The sequence below is a fragment of the Pseudomonas sp. WS 5503 genome (assembly GCF_012985385.1).
In the GTDB taxonomy this organism is placed as follows: domain Bacteria; phylum Pseudomonadota; class Gammaproteobacteria; order Pseudomonadales; family Pseudomonadaceae; genus Aquipseudomonas; species Aquipseudomonas paracarnis.
Window position 1 is genome coordinate 37,697 of sequence record NZ_JAAQWI010000014.1, and the last position, 13,770, is coordinate 51,466.

The window sequence follows — 13,770 nt, forward strand, 5'->3', positions numbered from 1 at the left end:
TCTTTGAAAATCAACATATCCAATCACCCGGGTCCACTCACCTGGGCGGACAACCCTAAAGGGCTTGAGCATGCGTATACAATATAGCTATCGACTCGTCGAAAAAGAATTTCATGAACCTTGGCGAATGTCTGTAGAAAAAGCGGTTGAACCCGCTCTCAAGCCGCTGATCGAAAAGCGCTCCGAAGATTCGGTACGTCTTCAAATCGTCCTCGAACGCGCGAAAAAAGGATCTCGCTTAACGGCCAGTGGCCACATGCACTTGCCGGGCAAAAAAATCGTCAGCGTCACTGCATCGCATAACGATCTGACGCCTCTCGCGCACATGCTAGCGCAGGCGTTGTTCCGGCAGGCCAAGAAGCACTTTGATCGGCTGAGCGCTCAGGATCAAATCAAGCGTAAGGCGCGTCGTGAACGCTTGCGCGAGCTCAAGGCGCGGATCGACACTCAACCTGCCTCTGTCGTCCAGCAAGCACGCGGGATAATCGAGACGCTGCTGCCGAAGGTTGAGGCCGTTGCGCAACGCGAGTTGGCTTATCTGCATGCCGCCGGTGATTTGCCTCGCGATTATCCGACGCTGCACGACGTGGTGGACGAAGCGATTGCTCTGGCTGAATCGGTATGGACATCCGTTCCAGAAGAAAATGCCGCTTACCTCGATCTTTTGAAGCATCTTTTTGCCGTCATTGATCGCGAAGTGGCAAACAGCCGGCAATATGGCGAGGCCGTTTCGCTGGATGCGCCGGTCGAAGCGGATGCGCAGGACATGGCGGAGGCCATGGTAGAGGAAGAGTTCTACGAGTTTTATCAGCCTGATGACGCACTCAGCCTGGCCGACGTCATGGCTGATAGTCGGCTTCCCGACCCAGCAGCAATCGCCGAACAGGAGGAAATTGGTGACAGATCGAGCGAATTCGCATTTGCATTCGACCTGATGAAGGGTATGCCGCACTTGTGGCGCCGCATTTTTCTGCTTATCCGGGTGGATGGGCTGGATGCAGGCTGCGCTGCTGAAATCCTGCGGATGCCTAATAAGATAGATGCTGTCAGAGCGGGGCTCATTCAAGCCGAAGCCTTCATTGCGGCTCACGTGGAAGATGCCGGCGTGAGCGAAGACGGGAACGATTGGATCAAAGGCGTAAATTGGTCGGCGATGTCGGTGATCCGAAGCGAGGCAACCTCACCGCAGTCCAAGGAAGCGAACCATGAAAAATGAACTCCACATCGTCTGCCCACATTGCCAGTCCATCAACAGCGTGCCGGCCGCCAAGCTCGCGGATCGTCCCAACTGCGGCCGCTGCCAGCAGCCCTTGTTCACCGGCGAGCCCATCGAGTTGACGACGGCGACGTTCTCGCGCCACGTGGAGCGCAGCGATCTGCCGCTGCTGGTCGATTTCTGGGCGCCCTGGTGCGGGCCGTGCAAGATGATGGCGCCGCAGTTTCAACAAGCCGCGCGCCAGCTCGAACCCGGGATCAGGCTGGCAAAGGTGAACACCGAGGCTGAGCCCCACCTGGCCGCGCAGTTCGGTATCCGCAGCATTCCGACGCTCGCCCTGTTCCAGGGCGGACGTGAGATCGCCCGCCAGGCAGGCGCCATGGGCTCGCAGGACATCGTGCGCTGGGCCTCTGCACAGGTGGGACGCTGACCGATGCAGGATTTGCTCGGCACTACCCTGATCCTGCTGGCGGCGTGCAGCCTCGCGGTGGTGGCGACGGCGGCGTTCAGAGTACCCGCCTTGCTGGGTTACCTCGCCGTCGGCGCCTTGCTGGGCCCCTCGGTCAGCGGTGTGATCGCGCCGGGAGAGGCGTTGACTTTCATATCCGAACTGGGTGTGGCCCTGCTGCTGTTCATGGTCGGACTGGAATTCTCGCTGGGGCACTTCTGGCTCACTCGCAAGACCGTACTGGCGTCCGGCAGCTTGCAGATGGTCGTCGTGGCCGCGCCACTGACCCTGGTGCTGATCGGGTTGGGTCAGCCAGCTCAGAGCGCTGCACTGCTCGGCGCCGCAGCGGCCATGTCGTCCACGGCGCTGGTCAGCCGACAGCTGGCCGACCAAGGCGAGCTCACCACCCGCCACGGCCGCAGTGCCATCGCCGTGCTGGTCTTTCAGGACCTGGCCAGCGTGCCCCTGCTGGCCCTGCTGGCGATCTGGGCGCGCGGCGACTCGCCGAAGATCGAGAGCGTGCTGCTCGAAGTGTTGGGCGTGCTGGTGTTGTTCGCGGCAGCGGCGGTTGCCTCGCGTCGTCTGTTGCATGGCCTGCTGGGCTGGGTGGCGCGGCAGGGCCACGAAGAATCCTTCGTGCTGGTCTCCTTGTGCGTGGTCGTGGCGGCAGCCGCTGCTGCTCACGCCGTCGGCGTATCCGCCGCCCTGGGGGCCTTTCTCGCCGGCATGGTCCTGGGCGAGAGCGACTTCCGGCACCACATGGAAAGCCACCTCAAGCCCTTTCGTGATGTGCTGTCGGGCCTGTTCTTCGTGACCATTGGCCTGCAGCTGGACACCGCGCAGATCGTGGCCGCACCGCTGGCGGTACTGGGTTGGCTGTTGGCCTTGGTGCCTCTCAAGATGGGGCTGAACTTTCTGGCGCTGCGCGCAACCCGCCTGTCGGCGCTCGACGCCTGGCGCGCAGGCATCGTGCTGGGTCATGGCGGCGAGTTTGCGCTGCTGCTCCTGGGCATGGTCATGCAGCAGCACCTGATCGCCGCCACCATGGTGCAACCGATGCTGGTGGCGCTGGTGTTGAGCATGGGGTTGGCACCGCTCCTGATCCGACACCATGACCGATGGGCGCGGGCTTTCAGCCGCTCGGGCGCACTCGGTCAGCCACCGCAGGCCGAAGAAGGCGAAGTCGCCGAGCGGGCGCGGTCGTTACGCGACCATGTGATCATCTGTGGGGCGGATGACGTCGGGCTGCTGCTGAGCCGAACGCTGCGCCTGGCAGGCATACCGCATTTGCTGCTGGAATCGGACCGCCAACGGGTCGAAGCGGGGCGTGCGATGGGGGCGCCGGTGTCGTATGGCGATGCCAGTCGGCTCGACACCCTGGCCGCCGCCGGATTGGCCCATGCCCGCCTGGTGGTGCTGACGTTTGCCCGTCCGCAGACGGCCCTGCGTATCGCTCAGGCGGTTCTCGACCGCCGCCTGAGCTTGTCCGTGGTGGTGGCCACTGAGCGCGTAACGGATGCCCAGCTTTTGCGTAATCTGCCCAATGTCAGACTGTACCCGTTGTACCTGGCTGCGGGACTGGGACTGGCCGAGCAGGTACTGTTGATGTTGGGCATCAACGCCGACCAAGTCGACCACCGGATCGAGGAATTACGGCAGACACTCAGTGAGTCAGGTGGGGATAGACCATGAACGGGCCGACCATTTGGCTGATGGTGTCGCTACTTGCCAATATTGGCATGGCGGTTGCGCTATGGCGTTTTGTTCGTACCAATCGCCAGAGGCGTGACGAGCTGAAGCATCGCCAACAAGCGCAAATCGATGACAAGGAACGGATCGCCATCGCCCTGGAGGGCGCAGGGCTGGGATTCTGGGAGTGGGATATCGCTACCGACAGCTTCAGGCTTTCTGCCCGCAGTCTGGCGATGTTCGGCTTGACCTCCGACGAGGAGGTTGGCGCCACCCATGCCGCATGGCAAGCGCGTACTCACCCGGAGGATTTGCCGGTCGCTCTGGCAAAGGTGCGCGCTTACCAAGAAAACCCGTCGGAGCGATTGGAGTGCGAGTACCGCGTTCGTCATCGATCTGGCGTTTGGATTTGGGTGCTGGATCGCGGCCGTTGGCTGGGTGGCGCGGGCAGGCAACTGATAGTCGGCACTCTGCTCGACATCTCTTCTCGCAAGGAAATGGAGCAGCAGTTGCTGCGTATGGCGATCACCGACCCCTTGACCGGCTTGTCGAACCGGCGGGCTTTTAACGAACGATTACAGCTGGAATGGGAGCGCCTCAAACGCAGCCCCGAGATACAAGCAGCACTTGTGCTCTGCGACATCGATCACTTCAAGCGTATCAATGACACCTATGGACACGGATGCAGCGATGAGGTGCTCAAGCACTTTGCTTCACGGTTGAGGGAACATGTTCGCGCAACCGACATGGCTGCCCGGATTGGGGGGGAGGAATTCGCTGTGTTGTTGGAAGCGGCATCGATAGAAGACGCCCAAGTATGGGCGGAGCGATTTCGTCAGGACACTGCGGCGACAGCGGTGGTGTGTGGAGAGGTGTCGATCAGCTATAGCGCCAGCATGGGGGGAGGCTCTCCTTGACCCCCGTTTGCACTCTGTCGAGCAGGTGATGCAGCAGGCGGACAGCGCGCTCTACCAGGCAAAAAGACAAGGGCGCAACCAAGTTGTGGGTGCACAAGTATTTCAGAATTGAGAGGAGTGGCGATGAAGGAAAAGCAAGCAGACCCGATCAAAACATTTCGCGCCCAATGGGCAGTGATGACGTTCTACGAGCGCTTCGAACAGGTGATCGCGCTCGCGCTGTCCGCAATCATTGCCGTGATTATCGTGGTCTCGCTGCTGCAGCTGATCTCGATCGTCTTCAGCCTGCTGATCATTGATGCGTTCAATCCGCTCGATCACAAGGTCTTCCAGACCGTGTTCGGCATGATCATGACGCTGCTCATCGCCATGGAGTTCAAGCATTCCATCGTGCGGGTGGCCTTGCGGCGCGACAGCATCATCCAGGTCAAGACGGTGATCCTGATCGGGCTGATCGCCCTGGCGCGTAAATTCGTGATCCTCGACCCGGAGACCGGCCCCGCCAAGGTCGCGGCGCTCGCAGGCGCGACACTGGCCCTCGGGGCGACTTACTGGCTGCTGCGCGAGCGCGATGACCGGACAGCCGGGGAAAGCTCAGATGATCAGTCGTGATCTGCGCCACGCGCAGAATGTCGGCGCGCGGCATCGCTGGCTCAATCGCCTGCAAACCGCGCTGTTGGTGCTGACCCTGCTCGGGCTCGTCGGCGTCGAGGTCACCGCAGGCGGCATCGTGCCCGGCGATCGCGTTATCAGCATCGACGGTATCGCCGTCGACGACGTCACCACATTACAGGCCCGGCTAGACGACAAGAACGTTGGAGATGTTGTGGTCTTGTTAGTGGAGCGGGCCGGCAAGACTCGCGAGATGCTTGTGGAACTACAACCGGGAGTTTGATGGAAAGTGGGTCATGGATCTGCACAGCGAAGCAGCCAAGCGACTTCAGCCTTGCGCCGAACTACGAGCCCTAGCTAGTGCAGTGGGGGGAAGGCTGTTTAGGTTAAATGGATATAAGGGTGTCATTTTTGATTGTGTTTTTAAAAGAAGGTGTTTGTAGTGGTCTAATGAAACCGGACACCCATTTAGGCGAGAATGCTCGCCAGATCGAGGTGTCAGATGACCAAACAACGCCGCTCCTTTACCCCTGAATTCAAGCGCGAGGCCGCCGACCTCGTGCTCAAACAAAACTACAGCTACATCGAAGCCAGCCGGTCACTCGGCATTGGTGAATCGGCATTGCGCCGCTGGGTTGACCAGATTCAGAAAGAACATAAAGGCATTACCCCGCAGAGCAAGGCGCTGACTCCGGAACAACAAAAAATTCAGGAGTTGGAAGCTCGGATTGCTCGGCTTGAGCGAGAGAAATCAATACTAAAAAAGGCTACCGCGCTCTTGATGTCGGAAGATCACGAGCGTTCGCGCTGATTGACCAATTGAGCGCCCATGAGCCGGTTGATTGGCTGTGTAAGGTGTTTGATGTTACCCGCTCGTGTTACTACACCCAGCGCCTGCGGCGCCGCACGCCCGATGTTGAACGACTTCGACTGCGCAGTCGCGTCAGTGAGTTGTTCTCGCAAAGTCGCAGCGCTGCGGGTAGTCGCAGCATTTTGTCGTTGATGCGCGAAGACGGTGAGCAACTCGGTCGATTCAAAGTGCGCAGCTTGATGCGCGAGCTTGATTTAGTCAGCAAACAACCCGGCTCCCACGCTTACAAACGAGCCACAGTAGAACGACTTGATATTCCGAATACCTTGAACCGTGAGTTTGATGTTCCCGCTCCCAATCAAGTCTGGTGCGGCGATATCACCTATATCTGGGCGCAAGGAAAATGGCATTACCTGGCTGTCGTCTTGGATCTGTGCACTCGGCGGATAGTGGGCTGGGCACTGTCGGAAAAGCCGGACGCCGAACTCGTGATCAAGGCGCTGGATATGGCCTACGAGCAGCGTGGCAGGCCTTCTGGTCTGCTATTCCACTCTGATCAAGGGTCGCAATACGCAAGTCGATTGTTTCGTCAGCGGTTGTGGCGATATCGCATAGGTCAGAGCATGAGTCGCCGGGGAAATTGTTGGGACAACGCACCGATGGAACGAGTATTCCGGAGTTTGAAAACTGAATGGATACCAACCTTAGGCTACAGAACTGCACAGGAAGCACAGCGCGACATCAGCCATTTTTTGATGCATCGGTACAACTGGATTCGGCCTCATCAATTCAACGGTGGGCTGGCGCCGGCTCGGGCCGAGGAAAAACTTAACGTCGTGTCCGGGATTAGTTGACCACTACATAGGAACGTCTCGAAATCCGCGACAGGGAGTTTCGACGCCGCCGCAAGCTTGTCAATGAAGGGCTGCCAGCGGGTGGCTTTCCATTCGGATAAGGTGCGGCTGTGGTAAAGCTCGAACTCTCGCAAGAAAGCAGCGCTGTGATCGTCCTTGTCGCTTAACAAGTGATCATTGGTGGTGGGTATGTCGTTGGTAACGAAGCGAACTTCTGTCAAGGCCTCACCATGGGATTGGCGCAGACTCGTCCATGCGGTCACCAGCTTCAGCAACATGCCTTCTGCGCCAAGCAGCAGGGCTTCAATCTGGAAAGCTTTGGGGAACGTGGAGGTCTTGAATTGGTGACCAACTGCCTTTCCCGGAAGGCCTAGTACGAGATCGTCAGCAATACCTGCGCTACGATCAGCTAGACCAACCCAATTCAACTGGTCTTTATCTAACGCGGCATAGATGGCTGCTGCGCCGGATTGATACTGTTGAACGAATCCGCGTTGCGCGTTGCGTTCGCCCTCTCCTGAGGTCATGGTGTTGGTTGACTCTCTCATTATGCCTCTCAACTATCCGTACTGTCCGTGATGACGGACGTTGTTCAATCCATGAGGTAAAGCAATCCGGGGTCTTGAGTGCGCGGGCACACTGTGGGGACAGTGTGACGACCTAGGAGTGATCATATCAACTCGGCTTCATATGAAAACGCGTTACCCTGACAGCCCACTGGATCGTTACCAATCGGTGGTAGTAGTTGTTTCAATAAGAGGGTCTGCGCGTTATCGCGGGGTTTGCTGCATCGGTTTGCGACGTGCTTAGAGATAATGGCGGGACTTCAGTCGAGCTGCAGGGAATCTTGCGAAACAACAGTCTGCACGTAGCAAGCTGGTTATGAACCGTTCAGGTGTGCTCCAGCTTGAGGTCGCACGCTATGCAGGCGCTTCTGTCCCAAACGTCCCGGACGAATACAGTCCGAGTGGAGCGGAAAGGTCTGACAGGGTGGGGTTTTCGGTGTTCACTGCATCCAATCCATCATCGAACGCTATGAGCCGCCGGGGAGCGGCAAGAGAGCGGTTCAGTGGCGAGTGCACCCCAGAGTCGATTCTGCGTGTCGAGCTCCAATGGGATGCTACGGAAATTTAAGCTTTTTCGACCTTAAGAAAAGGATTGTCGGCAGGCATCGTTTCGAACAGCAGTTCCGGCTTTTCTAGCAAATAACCTTTGAGTCTTGCTTTCTTCCGAGGACCTTCGACCTGACAGATCCAGATGTTCAAGCCATCGTCCCGTTTCCTGTGGACCTTCAGTTTTTCGAACTGCTTCTGCACCCAACGCCATTCTTCAATCTCTTGATCGGATTCCTGTGAGATACCAGGAAACTCCCGCGCGTAGCGTTGGAAGAGACCTGGTGTGACCAATAGCACGGTGCCGCTCACCGTGTGGATTTTAGCCTTGCTGTCGTTGATGATCAGCTTGTGGTTCTGGATGCCTTCCTTGACCCAATTCAGGAAAGCCTGACCTGGGTTGTCCAAAGGGGGGGCTGAGACTTCGAGAGCATTTTCTGACGGCGTATCACGCACCTCGGCTTCTCCCATTTCGAACATATCCAGCAACGTTCCGAGGTAGTCGGCATCTTCCATCGCCATTGGATCTTCCATCGATTGTTTTTGATGCGATCCTGTTCCGCCTGCCTTGGGTGCTGGTGATGATACTGGTGCGTCAGTCGGGTGCTCATCGACTGCAACGCTCACCATTCCGCGGAAAGCCTCAGGCCGCTCTTCGCTCCCCCAAATCAACGCCGGTTGAAGGCGCAGAAAGGTAAAGCTCTGCTGCCAGTTTCCCTGCGCGACAATAGCGGTCCAGATGGCTTTGCCTTCCGGGGTCGACTCGACCAGCCCATGCGATTGCAGCTCGTCGAACACAGCGATGTTGGATGAGGGAATGCCCTCAATCGATTGCGACAGCAGATAGGCTCGCAGCTTGTCCGTGACCGTCTTGCTGACCAGCCACAGTGTGTCTTGAGTCAACCAACCCGCGGCACCCGGCTGGTTGAGTTTCAGCTCGTGCTGAACCAGATGACGCAGTCCGCTGATCAAGTGATGTTGCAGCGAATGAATCGGCGCTTGTAGCGCCTTGCTTGGGTTGCCGCCAATGTTCTGTGTGGTGGAGACTCGGTCGGCTTGAATCACCAGTTCGCCCAGCACACCAGCATGTTCATACTGACCGGCCAGGACATACAGCAGACTGGCCCACAGCGACGGAAATCCACTGAGCCAGTCCAGGATCGGGCGGTCGAGAATTTGGGTATAGAGCAAGCCTGCGGCGGCACCGTGCAGGTGGTAGTCACGACCTTTGATGTAACGAAAACGGTAGGGCTGATCCAGGGGACCCTGCCAAGGATGCCAAAGCCGGCCATCCTGGCATTCGACCTGCAGGTCCACGGCGATCTTGCCGATGTCATGGAGCAGGGCGCCATAGGCGATGCCAGCGGACCAAGCGTCGGTCTGAGCGGCCTGGTCTTCGGGCGCGGCGCCAGTGGGAAGCAGATACGACTGACGCAGTTTCAAACTGCAAGCGACCAGCTCCAGGCCATGGTCGAGCATGCCGCCGAGATACGCATGGTGGTGCGTCTCGCTGGCCGGGAGTTGCTGGACCTGTTCGGCGTAGCGACGGATCGGATTTAAGTAGAGCTGGGTGAATTGGGCGTGGGAGAGGGCGGTGTACTGCCAGATGCGATCGAGCAACTGGCGGCGGTGCTCCGCGGCTAACAAGCTGTGGACCGACTCGATGGGCAGGTAACCGTCGGCGACGTTGACGGTCGGTGGTGGAGGAGGCTTCTGCTTTTTGTGGCGAAACAGACTGAGCATCGTGACCTCCGGGAAGTGACAGGGTCAGTGGCCCTTTAGCCTTTTCGGATAGGGCTCTTACCCTTGAATCCCCATTCCCTTCCAACCCTTACCTGTCCTTTTGGCTCGTGTCCCTTTGTGCCGCAATCGGAATATTGATACGGCTGGGCATCATTTTGTTGGAGGGCTGGTACGGAAAAGACAAGAGTCGGTACACTGCGGTGCGAATTTTCTCGGGGCTTGCCATGAATCTGACTGACGCCACGCTGGTGCTGCTCCTTGCGGCACGTATCCATGGGACAGACGAAGCCGTCAGGGCCTCGGCGAGGAGCGTGGTCAAGAAGTTGCCACGCAGTAAGCGCGATCTGATCTACAAGGTGATCGACAGCCGGAGACCACTCGAGCTGGTGGATTTTCTGGCGCAGAACCTGGATGCGGAATGACAGGCTGCTGGTGTGCGCGCCTCTCTTGTTCTTTGCGCCAGAGTCCCGCGGCATGGAGCCTTTCTTCTGAGCATAAAAAAGGGCCCAACTCGTGTCAGGCCCTTTGAAGCGTTTGCAACGGTGAGGTATCGATTAAGCTCCATCGTTCATGCAAGGCGAGTCATCCATGACCGCTTGCTTCAGTTGCTGCTCCAAGTCGAGTACATACTCCGATGCGCTTCGGGCGTGACCACTGGCGCGAAAGATCGCGCGCTTGTCTGCCTTGAGCAGACCGAGCCAGGAGTCGATGTAGCCCTCGTGCCGAAGCTCTCCCTGTATACCGGAGTAGGCACATAAAAACGCCGCGCCCATTTCCGCGATCAACTCCTCAAACGCGTAGCCTGGCGAGCCAAACGGACAGACTGACGTCACGCCTTCGCGCTGCAACCGAGTGCGATGCCCGGTCCAGTGCGTCAGCTCGTGAAGTGCGGTGGCGTAATACCCACCTTCATCGTGAAATTGCGCTTTTGTCGGCAGTTGGATGAGATCCCTGATCGGGTGGTAAAAGGCTTCGTCGGCAGATCGATGAACGATTTTCGCCCCGGAACTGAGCAGCAGATTTTCCGCAACGCTGTTGGCCAGGAAGGGATCGGTCGGTTCTGTCTCGAGCAGGGTTTCATTGAGCGTTTCGAGCCCCTCTGTTTGCTCGATGTTGAATAGAAAATGCGTCCTGAGAATGCCAAAGTTAGCGACCTTGGGCTGACCGTGTTCATCGAGTACGGGTTGGCCTGACTCGGTCTGTTCCTCGCGCTCCATCGGCTTGTAGAGTACCGCCAGGGTGCTGTGCTCACCCTTACGGATGTGCCCACCGGCCTTTCTGGCTTGGTTGAAGGTCAGCCAACGATCTTGAGTGAATCCCTGCAACCTGGCTTCGGCCCAGAGCAGTGGCAAGTTGATACCCGAATAGGGACGAAGCGTGATGGCGTTGATGGGGTAGGGTTGATGATTGCCGACGTAAGCTGAGCCACTTGAGGACCAGGGTTTGATCCAGGGAGCAACGCCTTGGTCTAACGCGGTAACGATTTTGTCAGTCACGTCTTGGTAGATATCGCGCATGGCATGTTCCTCAACAACGGAGGAACGCCTTGCCCGTCGGGGAGGGTTCCCCGGTGGGTGATGGGTTGGATTGATGCAGGTCTTGCAAGCGCTCCGACTGTGGATGTGGGTGCCGAGTACGGCCATATGCACTTAGCGCTGATGCTCTTCTGCGAGCGCTATCAGTAAGGCGTTAGGCTGGTCTGGCTCGAGGAGCAGGCTAAGGTTTAGTTGCAGCAACGGGTTTTGGCGTGGATGACCGGTTGACGCGATGTGGGCTACCTCGAACAGCACATAGGGCTCGTGTGGATGGGCCAGGTGAGCCTCGAAGGCTGCGCGCAATACGTTGCTCAGGCGATCGACCTGCAGCTTCTCAGGATGACCTGAGCGCTCGAGCAGTACTGCGCGTTGCCACGCGCCAGGCGTGAACACAATGGGTAACTGTAGGGTGTTCAGTGCTTCCGGCGTAAGTGGGTCGGACATGGTGTGCCTCCGTTGAAAACGCGAAGAAACCTGCCCGTGCGGGAGAGAATTTCCCCGCGGTGGGTTGAAGAAAAACAAGAAGGTTTGCCTGGCGAGCGGAGCTCGGAAGACGCTCAAAAGAGCAGTAGGCGTTCATCACCGTAGAAACGGTGACCGTGCGAGCCACCGAACGCTCATCGCACTTGGGGAAGAACCATCACCGAAGTGACGTAGCCTTGAAGGTTCTGGCTGCCTGGGAAGGTGCTGTCGATAACAGCGATCCGTACCTTGTATTTAGCGTAGCGATTTATACGGGTCAACCTCCGAAGAAAAGCTGTGCCCTGATGTTCGTCTTCTATCTTCCAGTGAAGATTTTTTGGCTGGGCAAGCTGATAAACGGTCAAGCACGGACAGTTTTCAGTAGTAGGCTGTTACTCCTGTCTCAATCATGAAAACGCTCAGAAGAGGGCGAGAACATGCCGACTCAGAACCCTGTTCAGAATTCACGTGCCCTCCGCTGGGCGTACGCCTGTGGCATGTCGGTAAAGCGTGGTTATCGCAAATTGAAAGCGTTTGAGTCCCACCTGGCGGAGCGTGCGGTGACGGCAGGTATGCCTGCGGGTAAATTACTCGTTCGCGGGAGCTTTCTGATTGCCAAGCTGGCATTGATCGGAGGTTTGCTCCTTGTCAGCGTTTGGCTGGTTACTTTTTTTATGATGATGTTGGCTGTCATCACTTTGATATGGTTCAGGGCTTTTGTTGGTTCCGATCATCAAGAGGAAAGTCCAGGGCCAGACTACTTGGGTGCTGATCTCTACATTGGTGACTTCGATGACAATGGGCATTATATAGGCGACAGCAAGTCATCTAATTGAGCGCTTAGTAGCCCCCAATATTTGATCCGTACCTTTGCTCGCTGAATCACTTGCGGCTTTGCTACCGTTCGCCAACATGCCTTGAATCCCGTTGCCGACTGAATATCCTGCCCAGCTCATGGCCCCTAGAAACAGCATCGGTAGCACGATGAACATCGCCCCCATCACATACTCGATCACCTGTGCCGTGACGGTTCCCTCCATGAAGCCGGATGTGGGCAGCGATAACAGCACTTGATTGGAAGCCGAAACTTGGTTGTACAAGGTGTCGAGCATGCTGGAGTCGACCCAGCGGGCTAGTTCCCACCAGAAGCTCAGCATGTGCAAGGTGAACAGCGCAAACGTCACCGTCATGACGGTCTTCAACTGGTAGGTACTGACCAACAGAATCAGCGGCAAGCTGATGATGACACCCATGATCAGGAAAGCCTGCACCATCGGTAGAGCGGCGCGTAACGCATTCATCGCCGGGAAGTTGCTGAAGGAGCCAAGGGCTAGCCCGGTATTGGTGGCGAGATTATTGAGCCCCTGATTGATCGACCCGCCGCGAGCACTGGAGCCATAGTCCTGGTAGACCTGTCCGGGCGACATGGACATCGATTGCTGGCGCGGGCTGACCAGTTCGCGCAGGGTGGCATCCTCGATCTCGTTGCTCGAACGGCCAGTCAACCAACCTTTCAGCTGAGTCAGCAGCGAAGGATCGACTTGCTGGATCAAACGTTCGCGCAAGCCAACACCGCTATCGCTCCACCACTGCTTGCAGGTGGGATAGCCCGCGCCATTCTCCAGCCGAGGTAAGGAAACATCTCGGCTTTCGTCATACGGCCAGCTGACTCGCGGTGTGCGTGAACGATCCGTATCGTAGTAACCGGGTGTGTCAAAAAAATAGTTTGAGCCGATCCAGGACGCGTCATAACTTTGTGCCTTGTCCAACTGCGGACGGTTGGTGAATAGCCGAGAACGGGAATAACCATAGCAATCGCGAGTGAAGTCGGCAACTTCCTGCAGCAGTACCTGACTGTCGATGCGCGAGCTGTCGATCTCCATGCGCATTTGTCGGATATCCGGTGCGCAGGGGATGGAGGCGGTGGCCGCCGCGGTTACCCCTTTGCTCAAGGCATGCACCAGAAACCACCAGATCGGTACGTTGGCGGAGCGTTCGCCGATAGTATTGAAGGTGGTCCCCCAGGCGGTTTCCGTCGGTTTGGCGACACTCACGCCGCAGCGCTGACTCGCCGCATCATCGAACGCCATTGAGGCGAGGCTCAGCGGAAAGACGGGCGCGCAACCGAACAAGACGACGATATAGGCCAGCCACAACCGGTTCTCGATCCGCGGCACCGAGAGCAGTCCCTTGTTGCCTTCATCCGCGCCTTGCTGACGGGCAGACAACCATTCCTGCAAGATAATTGCGCCAAAGGGCGCGGCGAATAGCCCGGTGTCGGACAGGACACTCCAGAGGCCGTTGTTGATGATCCAGGCCAGCAGAGAGAGGTAAAACTCCAGGTAGCTGTTGGTGCTCATGAGCATGGTGG

General features: G+C 57.8%; 13 protein-coding genes and 1 pseudogene. 9 read left to right on the forward strand and 5 right to left on the reverse strand.

Annotated features, from left to right (window positions below):
- The first annotated feature begins 70 nt into the window (after window positions 1-70).
- The 7 genes and pseudogenes from HBO10_RS28265 (at window position 71) to HBO10_RS28300 (ending at window position 6,547) form a co-directional block, all read left to right on the forward strand.
- On the forward strand, window positions 71-1,216 hold the full coding sequence (locus tag HBO10_RS28265; protein ID WP_029611654.1) for a hypothetical protein: 1,146 nt from the start codon (window positions 71-73) through the stop codon (window positions 1,214-1,216).
- A complete protein-coding gene (gene trx-GI / locus HBO10_RS28270; RefSeq protein WP_000787151.1) occupies window positions 1,206-1,646 on the forward strand; it encodes a heat resistance system thioredoxin Trx-GI in 441 nt (146 codons plus the stop codon). The genes HBO10_RS28265 and trx-GI overlap by 11 nt, the downstream gene beginning before the upstream one ends.
- 3 nt (window positions 1,647-1,649) lie before the next feature.
- Window positions 1,650-3,356 (forward strand): cation:proton antiporter, encoded by a 1,707-nt coding sequence (locus HBO10_RS28275; protein WP_034113490.1) that lies wholly within the window; start codon window positions 1,650-1,652, stop codon window positions 3,354-3,356.
- The gene (locus tag HBO10_RS28280) at window positions 3,353-4,270 is read left to right on the forward strand and encodes a GGDEF domain-containing protein (protein ID WP_176707302.1); all 918 of its coding nucleotides are present in this window, start codon (window positions 3,353-3,355) and stop codon (window positions 4,268-4,270) included. The genes HBO10_RS28275 and HBO10_RS28280 overlap by 4 nt, the downstream gene beginning before the upstream one ends.
- A 123-nt stretch (window positions 4,271-4,393) precedes the next feature.
- A complete protein-coding gene (locus HBO10_RS28290; RefSeq protein WP_004152114.1) occupies window positions 4,394-4,882 on the forward strand; it encodes a phosphate-starvation-inducible PsiE family protein in 489 nt (162 codons plus the stop codon).
- 82 nt (window positions 4,883-4,964) lie between these two features.
- Window positions 4,965-5,165: pseudogene (locus HBO10_RS31080) on the forward strand (PDZ domain-containing protein); the annotation flags it as partial.
- 219 nt (window positions 5,166-5,384) lie between these two features.
- Window positions 5,385-6,547 (forward strand): IS3 family transposase gene (locus HBO10_RS28300; RefSeq protein WP_152612702.1). Its coding sequence is split into 2 segments (ribosomal slippage): window positions 5,385-5,640 and window positions 5,640-6,547, totalling 1,164 coding nucleotides; the frame shifts between segments, so codons are not numbered across the junction.
- Here HBO10_RS28300 and HBO10_RS28305 read toward each other — a convergent pair.
- Both HBO10_RS28305 and mobH read right to left on the reverse strand, forming a co-directional pair.
- Window positions 6,478-7,095, reverse strand: a complete 618-nt coding sequence (locus HBO10_RS28305; protein ID WP_169922178.1) for a hypothetical protein — start codon at window positions 7,093-7,095, stop codon at window positions 6,478-6,480. The two genes, HBO10_RS28300 and HBO10_RS28305, sit on opposite strands and share 70 nt — an antisense overlap.
- Window positions 7,096-7,677: 582 nt before the next feature.
- Window positions 7,678-9,402, reverse strand: a complete 1,725-nt coding sequence (gene mobH / locus HBO10_RS28310) for a MobH family relaxase (protein ID WP_034128271.1) — start codon at window positions 9,400-9,402, stop codon at window positions 7,678-7,680.
- Between the two features lie 224 nt (window positions 9,403-9,626).
- On the opposite strand from mobH, the gene HBO10_RS28315 reads away from it, so the two are divergent.
- Window positions 9,627-9,824, forward strand: coding sequence for a hypothetical protein (locus HBO10_RS28315; RefSeq protein WP_034113511.1), 198 nt, complete (start codon window positions 9,627-9,629; stop codon window positions 9,822-9,824).
- A 132-nt stretch (window positions 9,825-9,956) separates the two neighbouring features.
- Here the strand turns inward: HBO10_RS28315 and HBO10_RS28320 are convergent, their stop codons facing one another.
- Both HBO10_RS28320 and HBO10_RS28325 read right to left on the reverse strand, forming a co-directional pair.
- Window positions 9,957-10,919 (reverse strand): zincin-like metallopeptidase domain-containing protein, encoded by a 963-nt coding sequence (locus tag HBO10_RS28320; RefSeq protein ID WP_010567739.1) that lies wholly within the window; start codon window positions 10,917-10,919, stop codon window positions 9,957-9,959.
- Window positions 10,920-11,051: 132 nt separating this feature from the next.
- Window positions 11,052-11,381: a hypothetical protein gene (locus HBO10_RS28325; RefSeq protein WP_010567738.1), complete on the reverse strand. Its 330-nt coding sequence runs from the start codon at window positions 11,379-11,381 to the stop codon at window positions 11,052-11,054.
- Between the two features lie 455 nt (window positions 11,382-11,836).
- On the opposite strand from HBO10_RS28325, the gene HBO10_RS28330 reads away from it, so the two are divergent.
- A complete protein-coding gene (locus tag HBO10_RS28330; protein WP_010567737.1) occupies window positions 11,837-12,235 on the forward strand; it encodes a DUF3742 family protein in 399 nt (132 codons plus the stop codon).
- Here HBO10_RS28330 and HBO10_RS28335 read toward each other — a convergent pair.
- Window positions 12,224-13,765, reverse strand: a complete 1,542-nt coding sequence (locus HBO10_RS28335; protein WP_010567736.1) for a conjugal transfer protein TraG N-terminal domain-containing protein — start codon at window positions 13,763-13,765, stop codon at window positions 12,224-12,226. The two genes, HBO10_RS28330 and HBO10_RS28335, sit on opposite strands and share 12 nt — an antisense overlap.
- Window positions 13,766-13,770 lie beyond the last annotated feature (5 nt).